A 16,332-nucleotide genomic window follows, 5' to 3' on the forward strand; every position below is an offset into this window, starting at 1 on the left:
CATTTAACCGGCAAAATTTCACCGTAACTTAACACGTTTATGATTCAGCAATCAAAACAAAACGCACAAAGCACCCATCCTTCGTTCTTTGTGCTTATTCTGGTTTTCTTTTTCTGGGGATTTCTGGCTGCATCCAACAGTATCTTTATCCCGTTTTGCAAATCTCACTTTAACCTCACCCAGCTGGAGTCTCAGCTTATCGACTTCTCTTTTTACAGTGCCTATTTTATAGGTTCGCTGATCCTGTACCTGGCTTCCACCGCAAGAAAAGTGGACATCCTAAACAAGATCGGGTACAAGAAGGGTATTATTTACGGGTTGCTGATTTCCGTGCTTGGCTCGGTAATTATGATTCCATGTGTGAATAAGGAGAAGATTGTTCCTATCAAAGAAACGATTGCTGACATCAGCGGTTTCCAGGTAGAGCAGCAGTTGCAGACATCCGACAGGCAGGTGAAGATCCGCCGTGAGAAAAATCCGGATACCTATTCCCTCCTGATCAGCAGTAATGAATCCGCTGAAAAGTACACCACAAATCCGCAGTTAATTTCCGCAGTTTCCGGAGGCTTTACAAAAGATGAGGAGCATAAACTGTATGCTGCCACCTTTACGAAAGCTAACCTGGAAAAAATAGTAACTGTACTGGATACTGACTATAAACAAACCGTTACGTTTGGATATTTTGCCCTTATCCTCATGGCCTTATTTATAGTGGCCTTAGGATTTTCACTGCAGCAAACCGCTGCCAATCCATTTGCAATTTTACTGGGAGATCCTGCCAAAGGTACTCACCGCCTGAACCTGGCGGGAGGTGTTAACTCCTTTGGTACTACCATCGGACCTATTATCGTGAGCATGTTGCTGTTTGGTAATATTAAAGGTGGCGAAGTAAGTACGGATATCAGCAAAATCAATACTTTATATTTCCTTCTCATCGGACTGTTCCTCGTTGCTGCTGCTATTTTTGCTTTTGTGAAGATGCCGGAAAGTCAGGATACAGAAGGTTTTGAATCTTCTCCCAAAGCTACCAGATCGTTACTGGCTATCACATTTATGTTTGTGCTGATCCTCATGGGCCTGATACTGAAATTTGAGTTGCCGATGTTCATTGCGGGTATTGTGGGTATTATCGGTATCCTCTTTTATACCAAAATGGCATCTGCCAGCAACAGTGAAGGCTGGGGCGCGATGAAATATCCGCAGCTGATCCTGGGTATGCTGGCTATCTTTATTTATGTGGGCGTGGAAGTATCCATTGCCAGTAACCTCGGCGCATTGCTGAAGCATCCTGGTTTCCTGACCGTAAAAGGTTTGGCTGAATCAGAACTGGATCCGTATGTATCCCTGTTCTGGGGAAGTATGATGATTGGCCGCTGGACCGGCGCCATCAGCGTATTCAACGTATCTAAAACCACCCGTAATATTCTCTGTGTAGTTGTTCCTTTTGTAGCTTATGGTGTTATTCTCGGCGCCAACAGCATCAAGGGCAATGATATCAGTGTTTTATATCCATATGCTATCTGTATAGTGGTGCAGATCATTGGCTTCTTTGCCGGCCAGGACAAACCTGCCAAAACCCTTACCATCTTTGGTTTGCTGGGTGTTGGTTCTGTTCTGATCGGATTATTTACCACCGGTCAGCTGGCTACGTTTGCATTTATCAGCGGCGGATTATTCTGCTCTGTGATGTGGCCAAGCATTTTCGCATTATCAATCGCAGGTCTGGGCAAGTATACTGGCCAGGGTTCTGCGTTCCTGGTAATGATGATCCTCGGTGGCTCTCTCATTCCTCCTGTACAGGGCGGTCTGGCAGACATTGCAAGCATTGGTATCCACGCCTCTTATGTTATTCCGGCGCTGTGCTTTGCTTATCTCGCGTTCTTCGCATTTAGAGTTAAAACCATTTTAAAATCTCAAGGAATTGATTATGAGTCAGCAGTTAGCGGTGGGCATTGATATCGGGGGTACTAACACCAAATTCGGTATTGTAGATCGCAGGGGTAATATTATTGGTGATGGTCGAATGTTGACCAATCAGCATGAAGATGTAAATGGCTTCCTGGACGAATTACATGGACACCTGTCTATCCTCATTAATGAGGCAGGCGGCATTGAAAACATGAAAGGCATTGGTGTAGGCGCTCCCAACGGGAACTACTATACCGGTAATATAGAATATGCGCCAAACCTGCGCTGGAAAGGCGTAGTGCCACTGGCCAGTTTGCTGGAACAGAAATTCGGTTTACCAACCGTACTCACCAACGACGCCAATGCGGCAGCTTTGGGTGAGCTGATCTACGGCGCTGCCAGGGGTATGAAAGACTTTATCGTAATCACCCTGGGTACAGGTGTGGGAAGCGGCATTGTGGCCAACGGGCAACTGATTTATGGTCATGATGGTTTTGCCGGCGAACTGGGTCACTGTATTGTGATCCCCGACGGGAGGCTGCATGCCGGTACCGGAGCGCATGGTTCGCTGGAAGCCTATGCTTCTGCCACCGGCGTTACCAATACTGCCATAGAATTCCTGGCTACCCGCCCGGATACGCACAGCATAATGCGGGAGCATACCAAAGAAGAGATCAATTCCAAGCTCATCTACGAAGCCGCCATGAAGGGCGATCCCCTGGCGATGGAAGTATATGAGTTCACCGGTAAGATACTCGGTGCAGCCCTCGCCAATTTCGTGATGTTCTCCAGCCCGGAAGCCATTGTGCTGTTCGGCGGCTTAACCAAAGCCGGAGACCTCATCATGAAACCGGTACGGGAGCATATGGAGAAGAACCTGCTTCCTATTTTCCAGAATAAAGTTAAATTGCTGTTCTCTGAACTGAAAGAAAGCGATGCAGCTATTCTGGGCGCCAGTGCGCTGGCATGGGAAATGAAAGACTAGCTTTCAGCGGAAGCAGAAAAGTATAAAATGCTTTATATGAGTAATAGAAGATCATTCCTGAAAACAGCGGCCCTCAGCGCCGCTGTTTTCTCTTTGGATGGAGTAACGGGAACGCCTGCACGTTCGCAGGGGAAACGCGGACCGGTAAAAGGAAAGCCGATTGTAGTATCTACCTGGGACTTTGGCCGTGCGGCCAATGCTGCTGCCTGGGAGGTGCTGAAAAAAGGCGGCCGCGCGCTCGACGCTGTGGAAGCCGGCGTAAAGATACCGGAAGCAGATCCCAACAACCACACCGTTGGTTTCTCCGGTTACCCCGACCGTGATGGCCGTGTTACACTCGACGCCTGCATCATGGATGAACATGGCAACTGCGGCTCCGTAGGTGCGCTGGAACACGTGACCCATGCTATTTCAGTAGCCCGCCTGGTGATGGAAAAAACGCCGCATGTAATGCTGGTAGGCGATGGCGCATTGCAGTTTGCACTGGCCAATGGCTTCCAGAAAGAAAACCTGCTGACGCCGGAATCAGAAAAAGCATGGAAAGAGTGGCTGAAAACATCAGAATATAAGCCCATCATCAACATAGAAAACAAATCGTATACACCCTCCAACGGCGCCACTGCGTTTAATCCGCTGATGCTGCCGGGGAATGTATACAACCACGATACAATAGGCATGGTAGCAATGGACGCCGACGGCAACCTGTCGGGCGCCTGCACTACCAGTGGCATGGCCTTTAAGCTGCATGGCCGCCTGGGCGATTCTCCCATCATCGGCGCAGGATTATATGTAGACAATGAAGTGGGCGCTGCTACCAGCACCGGTGTTGGAGAAGAAGTGATCAAAATAGTAGGCAGCCACCTGGTGGTGGAACTGATGCGTCAGGGTTATCCACCGGAAAAGGCATGTAAAGAAGCGGTAGACCGTATTGTGAAAAGAAGTCCTTCCAAAGCAAAAGAAATCCAGGTTGGTTTCCTGGCCCTCAATAAAAAAGGGGAACATGGCGCTTACTGCCTCCAGAAGGGTTTTAGCTATGCTGTGTGCACCAGTGATACCAGCAATATTTTAATTGACGGGAAACATCATTTTTAGCAGGCAGGGATCAGCCGTTATCACTGATCCCTGTGCTGATACCTCATTTCAAAAGCTGTTTTTTATGCCTTTCACCCTCGAAATATGCGCAGGATCAGTAGCATCCTGCATTGCTGCGGAAGAAGGTGGCGCAAACCGGATAGAACTCTGTGACAACCTGCTGGAAGGCGGCACTACGCCCAGCTATGGCACCATTGCGCTGGCCAGGGAAAAAGTAAAAATAGACCTCTACCCTATTATCCGCCCGCGTGGCGGCGATTTCCTTTACTCCGACCTGGAGTTTGAAGTGATGAAACGCGATATTGAGCAAAGCAAACTACTGGGCTGCAACGGTGTGGTAATTGGTATCCTCCTGCCTGATGGCCGGGTGGATAAACAAAGATGCAAAATACTCGTTGACCTGGCGTGGCCAATGGGCGTTACTTTTCACCGCGCCTTTGACATGACAGACAACCCGTTTGAAGCCCTGGAAGATATTATTTCCATTGGTTGCGAACGGATCCTTACTTCCGGCGCACACAATACCGCCCTGGAAGGCGCGTCCCTGCTGAAAGAGCTGGTGGAAAGAGCTAACGACCGCATCGCCATTATGGCCGGTTCCGGCGTCCGTGCCAACAATATTGCACAATTAATTACCGCTACCGGTATTACGGAATATCATACTTCCGCAAAAGGCTATGAAGAAAGCGGGATGACTTATCGCAATCCCAATGTGAGTATGGGCGGCATTCCCGGCGTTCCTGAATATGGCATCTCCGCCACACAGAAAAAAGAAGTAACATTAATCCGTGAAATAGGCGAGAAAACATTACTATCTTAGCCCACGATGTTTAGCTAAAGATTTATTGAAAACCCAGTATTAATTTTACGGGCTAACGCATGTTAGCTTAAAAGTGAACAACGAAATGAAAAAACTGATCATTGTAACAGGTTTGTTGCTTGGCGGATTCTTCGCGCAGGCACAGATCAAAGGGGTAAAGCACGTTATCCTGATAGGCATGGATGGCTTCGGCGCTTACTGTTTTCCGAAAGTGAACAACCCCAATATGAAACAAATGATGCAGGATGGTGCGTGGACTTTACAGGCCCGCAGTGTATTGCCTTCTTCCAGTGCGGTTAACTGGGCCTCCATGGTAATGGGCGCCGGTCCTGAAGTACACGGTTATACAGAATGGGACAGCCGGAAACCTGAACTGCCTTCCCGCGAGCTGGATCAGTATGGCATGTTTCCTTCTATATACACCATTTTACGTGAACAGAAACCAAAGGCAGAGATAGGCGTTATTTATAGCTGGGATGGTATCGGTTATTTGTTTCCCAAAGCAGCGGTAAACAAAGATCTTGGTACACACGACAACGACAGCCTGGCTACTGCGGCATCTGTAGCCTATATCAAAGAAAAGAAACCGGATTTCCTGTTCATCCATTTTGATGAACCCGATGGAACCGGGCATAATATTGGTCATAATATACAGCCTTACTTCGACCAGGTAGCAAAGAATGATGTGTTGCTGGGAAAAATTCTGCAGGCAGTGAAAGATGCAGGGATGTGGGATAATACGATTATCCTGCTGACAGCTGATCATGGCGGTATCAAGAAAGGACATGGCGGCAAAACGATGGAAGAAATGCAGATTCCCTGGATCATCCGTGGCCCTGGTGTGGCAAAAAACAAAGAGATTAAAAGCAGCGTAGTTACCTACGATACTGCTGCAACTCTTGCCTGGATCTTTGGGTTGAAAACACCGCAGGTGTGGACCGGAAGGCCAGTGACGGAAGCGTTCAAATGATATTGATATGAAAAAAATGCTGCTTTTTACGGTGGTATGTTTTGCAGGTAGTGTCCTTTTTGCGCAAACGCAAAAAGTAAAGGTGCTCACCTACAACATTCATCACGGGGAAAACATGAAACAGGTACTGGATCTTCAGGGAATCGCCAATGTAATACTGGCCACCAATCCCGACCTGGTGGCACTGCAGGAAGTAGACAGCGCCACCGGCCGCACCAGTCAAAGTGATCAGCTGAAAGAACTGGCCTCCATCACCGGCATGTACACGTATTTTGCCAAATCAATGGATTTTGACGGCGGCGGTTATGGCACCGGCATCCTTTCCCGTTTTCCCATCAGCAACAATACTACCCTGATGTTACCTTCTGCAAAAGGCAATGAACCCAGGGCTGCCGGCATTGTTACCGTTCGGCTCCCCGGAGACAGCTCCCTGCAGTTTGTAACTACTCACCTGGATGCAGGCAAAAAGGCTACCGACCGCATTGCACAGGCCAACGCACTGGCAGACTATTTCAAGGCAACAGCCACTCCTGTGATTATTGCGGGCGACTTCAACGCCCCGCCTGCTTCAAAGGAAATCAATGTGCTCAAACAGGTATTTGCAGATGCCACCAGCCAGATGGGACCAACCTTTCCTGCTGATTCACCAACAATAAAACTGGACTATATCATGCTTGCTCCCAAACACCGGTGGACGATCACCGGCGCCCGTATCATTGAAGAAACAGTGGCGTCCGATCATCGCCCGGTGTTGTGTGAACTTGAAATGAAATAAGAGAAAAAACAATCCATTATATGACAATGAAAAGAGTAATTCACCTGTGCTTACTGATGGCAGCAGCAGGACTGTGGAGTTGTACCACTCAGCAGCCCGTTGCCCCCAAAGGCAGTGTGAGCATCATTCCTATGCCTGCCAGTGTCAGCGAAACAGCTGATTCTTTTTTACTGGACAAGCAAACGGTGATTGTTGCCAATAATGAAAGCGACAAAAAAACAGCCGCTTTATTTAATGCCTGGCTCAAAGAATTAACCGGGTATGAACTGGCGGTAAAAGAACAGGGAGATAAGAATGCCATCCTGTTACAAACCGGCAATGACACTACTAACGCAGAAGGATATACGCTTACTGCAGATCACAACCACGTTACCATCAAAGGCAACAGCGGCGCCGGTACCTTTTATGGCGTACAGACGCTGATCCAGTTACTGCCGGTAGAAAAAGCGCGCGCCATGTTTATACCTGGTGTGAATATTACCGATGCGCCCCGTTTCGCTTACCGCGGGCTGCACCTGGATGTGGGCCGCCATTTTTTTTCTGTTGATTTTATAAAGAAATACATCGACCTGATGGCGATGCACAAGATGAATACGTTTCACTGGCACCTGACAGAGGACCAGGGCTGGCGTATTGAAATCAAAAAATACCCGCGCCTGCAGGAAGTGGCTTCCAAAAGGAAAGAAACAATGGCCGGCCGTTATGCCGACAATAAATACGATGGCAAACCTTATGGCGGCTTTTATACACAGGAACAGGTGAAAGAAGTAGTGCAGTATGCAGCTGATCACTTTATCACCGTGATTCCTGAAATTGAAATGCCGGGGCATTCACTTGCAGCGCTTACCGCGTATCCCAACCTGGGCTGCACCGGTGGCCCGTATGAAGTAGGCACCCGCTGGGGCGTATACGATGATGTATACTGCGCTGGTAACGACAGCGTTTATCTTTTCTTACAGGACGTGCTGGATGAAGTGATGGCGTTGTTCCCGAGCAAGTATATCCACATCGGCGGAGACGAATCTCCCAAAGTACGCTGGGAAAAATGTCCTAAATGCCAGGCGCGTATGAAGCAGGAAGGTTTGAAAGATGAACATGCGTTGCAGAGCTATTTCATTCAGCGGATGGAGAAATACCTGAACAGCAAAGGACGGCAGATCATTGGCTGGGATGAGATCCTGGAAGGCGGCCTGGCTCCCAATGCTACCGTAATGAGCTGGAGAGGCATTGAAGGCGGTATTGCAGCAGCCAAACAAAAGCATGATGTGATAATGACGCCGGGCGAATTCTGCTACTTTGACCACTACCAGTCCAAAGGCTCGAATGAACCACTGGCGATAGGCGGATTCCTGCCGGTGAGCCAGGTGTATTCCTACGAGCCCATTCCGGCGGAACTGAGCAGCGATGAAGCTAAATACATCAAAGGTGCACAGGCCAACGTATGGACAGAATACATCAACAATACCAATTACCTGGAATACATGGTATACCCGCGTGCAGCCGCATTATCAGAAGTACTGTGGTCGCCAAAGGATAAACGTAACTACGACAACTTTGTAGACCGTTTGAAAATACATGTAAAAAGGCTGGACCTGAAGAAGGTAAATTATGCCAAACATGTTTTTGAAGTTACCGGCAAAGTAACCGATAATGGCAAAGGCGGCGTGGCTGTAGTACTGAATTCAAAACTGGATGGCGGTAAAATATTTTTCACTACCGATAGTACTGCTCCTACCCCTCAGGCGACTCCTTATACAGCGCCTGTACAAATTACCCGCAGCGGAACGCTCCGTGCGCAGGTATTCCTGGATGGCAAACCTTTTGGCAACGAGTACGATCAAACGTTCCTGTTTCACAAAGGACTGGCTAAAAAGGTAAGCATGGCTTCTGCAGCGGATGCAGCTCACCGCCCTGCCAGCGACTTTACCCTGGTAAATGGCGTGGAAGGCAATGCTGCTTACAACGATAACGAATGGTTTGGCTTTAAAGGAACGGATATGGAAGCAGTAGTGGAACTGGACAGTGTGCAGGATATTCACCTGGTAGGCATTAATACGATCAATGTGAAGGGCGACTGGATCTACCCACCGAAGCAGGTAGTGTTCTCCGTATCTGATGATGGTAAAAGCTATAAGGAAGTGTACAAACAGAACACTTTTGCACAGCAGGGCATCAATAAGGTAAGAGGCCATTTGCAGGCTGTTCGCGGCCGTTTTGTAAAAGTGCAGATGCAGAACTTTGGTAAGATCCCTGCCGGTGCAGCAGGAGCAGGCAACGGCGCATGGTTGTTTGCAGATGAGTTTATCATAAACTAAAAATCGAAAACCGTCCCGGCAAATGCGGAACGGTTTTCATTTTATGACTCCTACACCAAAATATATGATACGGCCTTCAACCGCTGTGTGCTAAACATATTAACGAGATCAAATATTAAATGGTTTATAACAAGCTAAAGAAATATAATTTAAATATTGCTAAATAATAATGCGCATTAGCAGTAAATTCTTTAATTTTCCGGCTCGTTTTTAAACCGCATCTAATCAAAAACGTTTACAAATGACGATTAATCATCAGGAAATCGAACTGATCGACAGCTTTGAACAAATTGCTGTGGAAATACATCCTTCTGCCAAAGAGGGTTCCAAAGCAGTAGCACAGGAAATTGCCGCGCTGATCCGCGAAAGGCAGGCTGCCGGCCAAAAATGTATTTTAGGATTGGCCACCGGCTCTACTCCTAAATATCTGTACGCAGAATTGGTACGTCTGCACAAAGAAGAAGGACTCAGCTTTAAGAACGTCATCACCTTTAACCTGGATGAATATTATCCTATAGAGCCGGATGCTTTACAGAGCTACAACCGCTTTATGAAAGAACACCTGTTCAATCATGTTGATATCCCTGAAGGTCAGTACAACATTCCGGATGGTACCATTCCAAAGGATCAGATCAAGAAATATTGTGAGGCTTACGACAAACGTATTGAAGAATTAGGCGGTATCGATATCCAGGTGCTGGGTATTGGTAACAACGGCCACATTGGCTTCAACGAACCAGGCGCTAATATCAATTCACACACCCGTCTCGTTACGCTGGACAACAGCACCCGTTTGGCCAATGCGTATGAGTTCCCGAATATGAGCCAGGTGCCCCGTTTGGCGATTACAATGGGCCTTAGCAGCATCTTTAAGGCAAAACGCATCTTACTGATGGCGTGGGGTTCGCATAAATCCAAAATCGTTCGCCGTTCTGTAGAAGGACACAGCACCGACCAGGTGCCTGCTTCCCTGCTGCAACAGCATCCTAACTGCAAGTTTATCATTGATGAACAGGCAGCAGCTGAACTGACCCGTTTCAATGAACCGTGGCTCACCGGCGATTGCGAATGGACTCCGGGCCTGATCCGCAAAGCAGTAACCAGCCTGGCGCTGAAACTGAACAAGCCTATCCTGATGCTCACTGACAAGGACTATAACGAAAACGGTTTGAACGACCTGATCGTACAGTATGGTTCTGCCTATGAGCTCAATATCGAAGAGTTTAACGCCATCCGCGATACCATTACCGGCTGGCCTGGTGGCAAGCCTGGTCCGCAGTTACCAAACCACCCGGAGCGTTCAGAACCCGCTAAAAAGCGTGCGCTGATCTTCTCCCCGCATCCTGATGATGATATCATTTCTATGGGTGGTACTTTCATCCGCCTGCACGAACAGGGACATGATGTACACGTAGCTTACCAGACTTCCGGCAACATCGCCGTAACAGATGAGTTCCTGCTGCGTTTCATCGACTTTGCCGTAGGTTTTGAAGGTATGTTCGACATCGATAAAAGCAAAAGCTCCCTGATCCTGGATGAAGCAAAAGCGTTTATCCGCACCAAGAAGCCAAGCCAGAAAGATACTGCTGAAATCCGCGCTATCAAAGGTTTGATCCGTCGTTGCGAAGCAAAAGCTACTTGTCGTTATGTAGGTATTGCGGAAGAAAACGCCCATTTCATGAACCTGCCTTTCTATGAAACCGGTTTGGTGGAAAAGAAACCAATGGGACCAGAAGATGTGGCGCTGACTGTAGAGCTGTTGCGTAAGCTGAAGCCACAACAGATCTTCTGCGCCGGTGACCTTGCCGATCCACATGGAACGCATAAGGTGTGCCTGGACATTATCTTTGCTGCACTGGAAATTGTGAAAACAGAAGACTGGGCCAAAGATTGCTGGGTATGGCTGTATAAAGGCGCATGGCAGGAGTGGGAAATACATGAAATTGAAATGGCTGTTCCCATGAGCCCTGACCAGGTGATGCAGAAGCGTCTTGGTATCTTCATTCACCAGAGTCAGAAGGATGTGGTGCCTTTCCAGGGAACCGATCTCCGCGAATTCTGGCAGCGTGCTGAAGACCGTAACGCCAACACCGCCGACCTGTACGACCGTTTAGGTTTACAGAAGTATGCCGCTATGGAAGCATTTGTACGTTACCATTTTATGTAAATAAATCATAATTTTAGGGGACTGTGATAACCATCGCAGTCCCTTTATTTTTTTATATGAATCTGAGCAGAGCCATAGAAATAGCTACCACCGCCCATAAAGACCAGGTAGACAAATACGGGCAGCCTTATATAGGGCATGTGTTCCGTGTAATGCAAATGGGCCGCACTGAAGACGAAAAGATTGTAGGGGTGCTGCACGATGTGGTAGAAGACACCAGCTGGACCTTTGAAGCCCTTGAACAGGAAGGACTGGCCCCTCACCTGCTGGCCGCTCTTTACTGTGTGACCAAACTGGATGAGGACGAAGACTACGACCACTTCGTGGATCGTACCCTTCAGAACCGTTTGGCCTGTATGGTTAAACTCAACGACCTTACAGACAATATGGATATCAGACGTATGACCGACGTAAAGGAAAAAGATATTGCCCGCCTGAACAAATACCTGCACGCTTACCGCCGGATAGCGGCCGCCGTTATCCAGTAGAATATTTTTTCAACGCCTTCCGATTAAACTATTAAATTACAGTAGAAAACAGAATAGCCATCAATGGAAAACGATATCCTCATTGACTTTAGGTTTGCTGCAAAAGAGAAGCCCAGGTTCGGTGAATTATTCTTAATTACAGGAGAAGAGCATCCTAAATTTCCGGCCAGGAACAAAGCATTCGCACAGCTGGCCCCATTGGGTTTTGAACAACTCGATGATTTTTTTGGTATCCTTAACAGCGAAGAATCAGGCGACGACGTGCTGATATGGCTTTTCCCCATGATCAACGGGGAGGAAGTATTTCATAACAGCGGCCCTTTCGACGCTATCCGGCTATCTTACAGCGCTTTACGCAACGCTCCCGTAACTATCAGTCTCCTCCAGGACTGCTTCAATGCCCTTCAGGCTTTACCCGATGTGGAAGTTGAATTTGAAGGATCCGTCATCAGCGACTTTGCCCCTGTGCAAAAGAAAGCAGATGAAATTGTGGCCCACTGGCGGGAAAACCACATAGAACCCGGCTCAGAACAAAGTTTGCTGATTGATGATGACGAGGCAGACGATGACTGGGAAGAGGATGAAGACTGGGAGGAAGATGATGAATGGGATGAGGAAGCCAGTGATAAAAAAGAAAAATAACACCTTGAATATAAGCAGGCTTACGGCCTGCTTTTTTAATGCATATATTTTGTAAATTGAGTCCGCTGTATCTAACCTGACTTACGCCAACGGATCATGAAAAAACAAGCCAACAAAAAAGGCGCTACCGCATTATTGCTGGTAGCCACTTTAATACTGGTATTGCTTATTTCCGGTATTCCCTCTGCCCATAAGGCAGATAAGAAGCACTGCACTGCTATCACCGGAGTGGTAAAGGAAATTAAAGCGGGTCCTCCCGGCATTATTATCCATTTGAAGGAAGATCCCAGGATCTATTACATCTCCCGTAAAACCAATACCAGCCTCCCTTTAAAAACACTGGAACACGAACTGACGGGTAAAAACATACAGCTTTATACAGCGCAGGACTGGTCCCCTCTGGACCCGTTTTCCACCATGAAACAGGTTCGCCGCCTGCAGATAGGCGACACCGTTATATTCACGGAATTCTAGGCCTAATCTTTGTGCAGGTGCAGCAGCGGATGGAAGCCGGAGTCCTTCCATTCCCGTAAAACAGTAACTTTCATATGTATCTCAATAAATATTTATCCTGCCTCACACTGGCAGTATTACTGGTATCGTGCAACCTGGATAACAAGCCAGGCAAATACGATAACGAAGAAAACGTTGCAAAAAACAATAAAAAAAATGCTACCGAAATTGCTACCAAACCTGCCCGTAGCAAGGCCCCTATTGTTGGCGAAAGAATTAACGGCGCTGCCACCATACTGAATAATCCCGGCGGAGAACCACTGGTTACCCTGGTAGATTATATCCCCCTGCGTTGTGCGCCGGTGAAAAAGGATTGGTACCCGGTAAGCGTGGATTTTGATATTACGAAAGATGAATTCAGCAAACCCCTTTTTCACAAGGGCCGCAAAATAAAAGTAAATGGCGTGGATGCAGGCGTACTGCAACGCGACATCAAACTGCCCGTAGCCACCAACGGGGAAAAGATGTGGGCTACCATTAACGGCTATACGCAAAAGAAAAGTATCCGTAACGGCACCATCATTGAATCTGCTTTAAGCAGCTACCTGAAACAACATACTGGTCGAAGCGCCGCTGATATGGAACCCTTTATCCACAATTTCAAACTGGAAGAAGAAACCACCCTCAAGCCCTATGTACTGTATTTCAATTATGAAAGCGGTATTGATGATCCCAGCCCGTTGTATCGCCTGGCCCTTGTTTTCCAGGGAAAACAACTCATAGGCGTGCTGCACTCCCGGCCCATTCAACTCGATGGCGGCACTCCGCGCAGGTTGCAACGCGGCTTTACTGTCAACTATCTCAACGGCATCGATAAAAGCCTGAAAGAAGATTTCGCCGTGAAGTTCAACAAGTTCATTCTCTCCGTTGATTAAGTCCATAACTTTTGGTTATCACCTATCACTTATAGACATTTGACTTCCGGGCCTGTGATACGGACCTTTGTAATCCAATTACAAACGTTTCGTGTATGCAACAAGAGAAGACAGCGGCCACCTGGCTACCGGAGAACACGCAGAAAATTATATTCCTCACCGCAGCAGCTATTACGCTGCTGCCGGTAGTACCCCCGCCAGTGGCGCTGCTGCTGGGATTCGCCCTGGCGCAAACCAGTGGTAATCCTTTCACCACAGTAACACCACGCATTACCCACTGGCTGCTGCAGCTGTCAATTATAGGAATGGGCTTTGGCATGAATGTGCACAGCGCGCTGAAAGCCGGCAGCGAAGGATTTCTTTTTACAATTACTGCCATTGCCGGTACCTTACTAACAGGAGCCGTGCTGGGCAAGCTGCTGGGGATTGATAAAAAAACCGCTCATCTTATTTCCTGCGGTACCGCCATCTGCGGCGGCAGTGCCATAGCCGCCATTGCACCAGTGATGAAAGCCGGTGAGAAACAGGTTTCCGTGGCATTGGGCATCATCTTCCTGCTGAATGCACTGGCCCTTTTTATTTTCCCGGCAGTAGGCCATGGGCTGCATTTATCCCAGCAACAGTTTGGCCTGTGGAGCGCCATCGCTATTCATGATACCAGTTCTGTAATAGGCGCCGCCAACAAATATGGTGAAGAGGCGTTGCAAATAGCTACCACCGTGAAACTGTCGCGCGCCCTGTGGATTGTTCCCGTGGCGTTCATTACCACCCTGTTGTTTAAAACAGATGCGGGCAACATCAGGATCCCGTGGTTTATTGCCGTGTTCATCGCTGCTATGCTGCTTAATACCTGGGTACCGTTGTTTCAGCAGGCCGGCCCCTTTCTGGTAAAAAGCGCCAAAACGGGTTTGTCGCTCACCCTGTTCCTGATAGGCACCAATCTCAGCCGCGAGGCGCTGCGTGGAATCGGCCGCAAACCCTTGATCCACGGGGTAATACTATGGGTATTGATCAGTGCCGGAACCCTGCTGGCCATCTGCTGCCTGGCCTGATACCGGGGAAAATCCCGTGATAATCCTATTCTCATTTTTACATATATTTGATCATCGATCATTTGTGATACTCGCATCATTTATCTCAATAACCAAGATGACTACACGTAATTTATGAGCCGGTCTCCTGCTACCAAATCCGGCACTTATATGGCTGCATTCCGGGCAATAGAAAGTACGAAACCTGAGAAAGAACGCCTGTTGTATGATCCGTTTGCCAGCGCGTTTCTGTCAAGATTTTATCAGATCTTACTGGCGGGTTGCACGATTGCTTTCATCAGGAAAATAGTTACTGCCTGTATACAGTTCCGCTGGCCCGGCAGCTTCACCGCCGCTGTTGCCAGAACAAGGCTGATTGACGACATGATCATTCATGCGGTAAGATCGCAGGGTATTAACCAGGTAATTATTCTCAACGCTACTTTTGATACGAGGGCGCATCGCCTGAATGTTGGTGTACCACTGCATTATGTGGAAATGGATCACCCAACACTTCAGTATACCAAGAAGAAAATACTCTCGGAACTGGTAGGATTACCAACCATTCATGTGGATTATGTGCAGCTGGATCTGAACACGCAACAGATCTCTGAAGTATTCCCGGAACTCTTCTACGGCGCACATTTAAAAACATTGTTTCTCTGGGAAGGAATCACCACCCAACAGGAAGCCAAACAGGCGGAAACAATTTTCCATCATGTCAAAAATTTTAGTCCGGGTACACAGATCATCTTTACCTATGTAGAAAAAGCAGTGCTGGAAAATCCAACCGCATTTTATGGATTTGTGCGTATAAATAAGCTGCTAAGCCGTGCCGGTGAGAACTGGGATTTCGGTATCCGTCCGGCAGAATTGTATGCCTTCCTGGAATTACATCATATGAAACTGCACTATGATGGCGGCGGCGGGGATTACCGCGCAAAATATTTCGGAGAAAAGAGTAAGCAGATGAAAGGCTATGAATATTTAAGAGTAGTAAGAGCAGAAGTGAAATAGCAGCCGTATCTTCGGTGCATCATTTTAGCGTTCTGCATATGCATATTCACTACTTTCAACATGTGCCTTTTGAAGGACTCAGCTGCATTGCCGGCTGGGCCGGCAGTCATCAGCACCAGGTAACCTATACCCGCTGGTATGAAAGCACCGACACTACCGCGCTTGCAACGGCGGACTGGCTCATCATCATGGGTGGCCCCATGGGCGTGTATGAACAGGATCATCATCCGTGGATGACCACCGAAATAGCCCTTATCCGGGAAGCTATCCAACAAAATAAAAAAGTATTGGGCATCTGCCTGGGATCACAACTGATTGCGGCGGCTCTCGGCGCTAACGTATACCCGCATACGCAGCCGGAAATCGGCTGGTTCCCGCTGGACCTCACCTTCCAGGGTCAGGCAGCTCCACTGGAAACAGTGCTGCCCCATCATTTTAATACCTTTCATTTTCACGGCGATACCTTTGATGTGCCCGCAGGCGCTACCCGCTTCGCGGCCTCCGCAGCCTGCAGCCACCAGGCATTCATTTACGGCGACCGCGTAATTGGTCTCCAGTTCCATATGGAATTAACGGCAGAAAGTTTGCAGGAAATGATCCTGCACGGCGCCGGCGCCATTGCAGCCGGCGGGCCGTTTGTGCAAAATGAAGAGAAGATCCGTCAGCATATGAACCTGCTGACGCAAAACACTGAAACCATGTACCGCCTGCTGGATTATATGGCAGCGCTGTAA

14 protein-coding genes and 1 pseudogene are annotated in these 16,332 nt (G+C 48.0%); all 15 read left to right on the forward strand.

Annotation, left to right across the window (positions count from 1 at the left end; all coding sequences use genetic code 11):
• The first annotated feature begins 39 nt into the window (after positions 1–39).
• The 15 genes and pseudogenes from V7S65_RS15650 (at position 40) to V7S65_RS15720 (ending at position 16,332) form a co-directional block, all read left to right on the forward strand.
• Complete coding sequence (locus V7S65_RS15650; protein WP_336387208.1) at positions 40–1,956, forward strand: MFS transporter; 1,917 nt, start codon at positions 40–42, stop codon at positions 1,954–1,956.
• A complete protein-coding gene (locus V7S65_RS15655; RefSeq protein ID WP_079469000.1) occupies positions 1,928–2,893 on the forward strand; it encodes an ROK family protein in 966 nt (321 codons plus the stop codon). Before V7S65_RS15650 ends, V7S65_RS15655 begins: the two co-directional genes overlap by 29 nt.
• Positions 2,894–2,929: 36 nt before the next feature.
• Entirely contained in the window at positions 2,930–3,985 is a 1,056-nt protein-coding gene (locus tag V7S65_RS15660) for a N(4)-(beta-N-acetylglucosaminyl)-L-asparaginase (RefSeq protein WP_079469001.1), read from the forward strand.
• Positions 3,986–4,049: 64 nt separating this feature from the next.
• On the forward strand, positions 4,050–4,805 hold the full coding sequence (locus tag V7S65_RS15665; protein ID WP_079469002.1) for a copper homeostasis protein CutC: 756 nt from the start codon (positions 4,050–4,052) through the stop codon (positions 4,803–4,805).
• 85 nt (positions 4,806–4,890) lie between these two features.
• Positions 4,891–5,775, forward strand: a complete 885-nt coding sequence (locus V7S65_RS15670) for an alkaline phosphatase (RefSeq protein ID WP_079469003.1) — start codon at positions 4,891–4,893, stop codon at positions 5,773–5,775.
• Between the two features lie 7 nt (positions 5,776–5,782).
• Positions 5,783–6,550 (forward strand): endonuclease/exonuclease/phosphatase family protein, encoded by a 768-nt coding sequence (locus V7S65_RS15675; RefSeq protein WP_079469004.1) that lies wholly within the window; start codon positions 5,783–5,785, stop codon positions 6,548–6,550.
• Positions 6,551–6,570: 20 nt separating this feature from the next.
• Positions 6,571–8,865, forward strand: coding sequence for a beta-N-acetylhexosaminidase (locus V7S65_RS15680; protein WP_227024649.1), 2,295 nt, complete (start codon positions 6,571–6,573; stop codon positions 8,863–8,865).
• A 235-nt stretch (positions 8,866–9,100) separates the two neighbouring features.
• Positions 9,101–11,032, forward strand: a pseudogene (gene nagB / locus V7S65_RS15685) (glucosamine-6-phosphate deaminase); the annotation flags it as partial.
• Between the two features lie 56 nt (positions 11,033–11,088).
• A complete protein-coding gene (locus V7S65_RS15690; protein ID WP_079469006.1) occupies positions 11,089–11,520 on the forward strand; it encodes a phosphohydrolase in 432 nt (143 codons plus the stop codon).
• A 63-nt stretch (positions 11,521–11,583) separates the two neighbouring features.
• Positions 11,584–12,162, forward strand: coding sequence for a hypothetical protein (locus tag V7S65_RS15695; RefSeq protein WP_079469007.1), 579 nt, complete (start codon positions 11,584–11,586; stop codon positions 12,160–12,162).
• A 96-nt stretch (positions 12,163–12,258) separates the two neighbouring features.
• Complete coding sequence (locus V7S65_RS15700; RefSeq protein ID WP_336387209.1) at positions 12,259–12,636, forward strand: hypothetical protein; 378 nt, start codon at positions 12,259–12,261, stop codon at positions 12,634–12,636.
• Between the two features lie 74 nt (positions 12,637–12,710).
• Entirely contained in the window at positions 12,711–13,550 is an 840-nt protein-coding gene (locus tag V7S65_RS15705) for a hypothetical protein (protein ID WP_336387210.1), read from the forward strand.
• Between the two features lie 95 nt (positions 13,551–13,645).
• On the forward strand, positions 13,646–14,602 hold the full coding sequence (locus tag V7S65_RS15710; protein WP_336387211.1) for a YeiH family protein: 957 nt from the start codon (positions 13,646–13,648) through the stop codon (positions 14,600–14,602).
• A 114-nt stretch (positions 14,603–14,716) separates the two neighbouring features.
• Positions 14,717–15,598, forward strand: coding sequence for a class I SAM-dependent methyltransferase (locus tag V7S65_RS15715; RefSeq protein WP_079469011.1), 882 nt, complete (start codon positions 14,717–14,719; stop codon positions 15,596–15,598).
• A gap of 38 nt (positions 15,599–15,636) precedes the next feature.
• The gene (locus V7S65_RS15720; RefSeq protein WP_336387212.1) at positions 15,637–16,332 is read left to right on the forward strand and encodes a type 1 glutamine amidotransferase; all 696 of its coding nucleotides are present in this window, start codon (positions 15,637–15,639) and stop codon (positions 16,330–16,332) included.

Source organism: Chitinophaga sp. CCNWYY40 (assembly GCF_037483205.1).
GTDB classification, from domain to species: Bacteria; Bacteroidota; Bacteroidia; order Chitinophagales; family Chitinophagaceae; genus Chitinophaga; species Chitinophaga ginsengisegetis.

Coding starts and splice junctions, on each gene's coding strand:
- V7S65_RS15650 (WP_336387208.1), top strand. CDS start 40: ATGATTCAGCAATCAAAACAAAACGCACAAAGCACCCATCCTTCGTTC.
- V7S65_RS15655 (WP_079469000.1), top strand. CDS start 1,928: ATGAGTCAGCAGTTAGCGGTGGGCATTGATATCGGGGGTACTAACACC.
- V7S65_RS15660 (WP_079469001.1), top strand. CDS start 2,930: ATGAGTAATAGAAGATCATTCCTGAAAACAGCGGCCCTCAGCGCCGCT.
- V7S65_RS15665 (WP_079469002.1), top strand. CDS start 4,050: ATGCCTTTCACCCTCGAAATATGCGCAGGATCAGTAGCATCCTGCATT.
- V7S65_RS15670 (WP_079469003.1), top strand. CDS start 4,891: ATGAAAAAACTGATCATTGTAACAGGTTTGTTGCTTGGCGGATTCTTC.
- V7S65_RS15675 (WP_079469004.1), top strand. CDS start 5,783: ATGAAAAAAATGCTGCTTTTTACGGTGGTATGTTTTGCAGGTAGTGTC.
- V7S65_RS15680 (WP_227024649.1), top strand. CDS start 6,571: ATGACAATGAAAAGAGTAATTCACCTGTGCTTACTGATGGCAGCAGCA.
- V7S65_RS15690 (WP_079469006.1), top strand. CDS start 11,089: ATGAATCTGAGCAGAGCCATAGAAATAGCTACCACCGCCCATAAAGAC.
- V7S65_RS15695 (WP_079469007.1), top strand. CDS start 11,584: ATGGAAAACGATATCCTCATTGACTTTAGGTTTGCTGCAAAAGAGAAG.
- V7S65_RS15700 (WP_336387209.1), top strand. CDS start 12,259: ATGAAAAAACAAGCCAACAAAAAAGGCGCTACCGCATTATTGCTGGTA.
- V7S65_RS15705 (WP_336387210.1), top strand. CDS start 12,711: ATGTATCTCAATAAATATTTATCCTGCCTCACACTGGCAGTATTACTG.
- V7S65_RS15710 (WP_336387211.1), top strand. CDS start 13,646: ATGCAACAAGAGAAGACAGCGGCCACCTGGCTACCGGAGAACACGCAG.
- V7S65_RS15715 (WP_079469011.1), top strand. CDS start 14,717: ATGAGCCGGTCTCCTGCTACCAAATCCGGCACTTATATGGCTGCATTC.
- V7S65_RS15720 (WP_336387212.1), top strand. CDS start 15,637: ATGCATATTCACTACTTTCAACATGTGCCTTTTGAAGGACTCAGCTGC.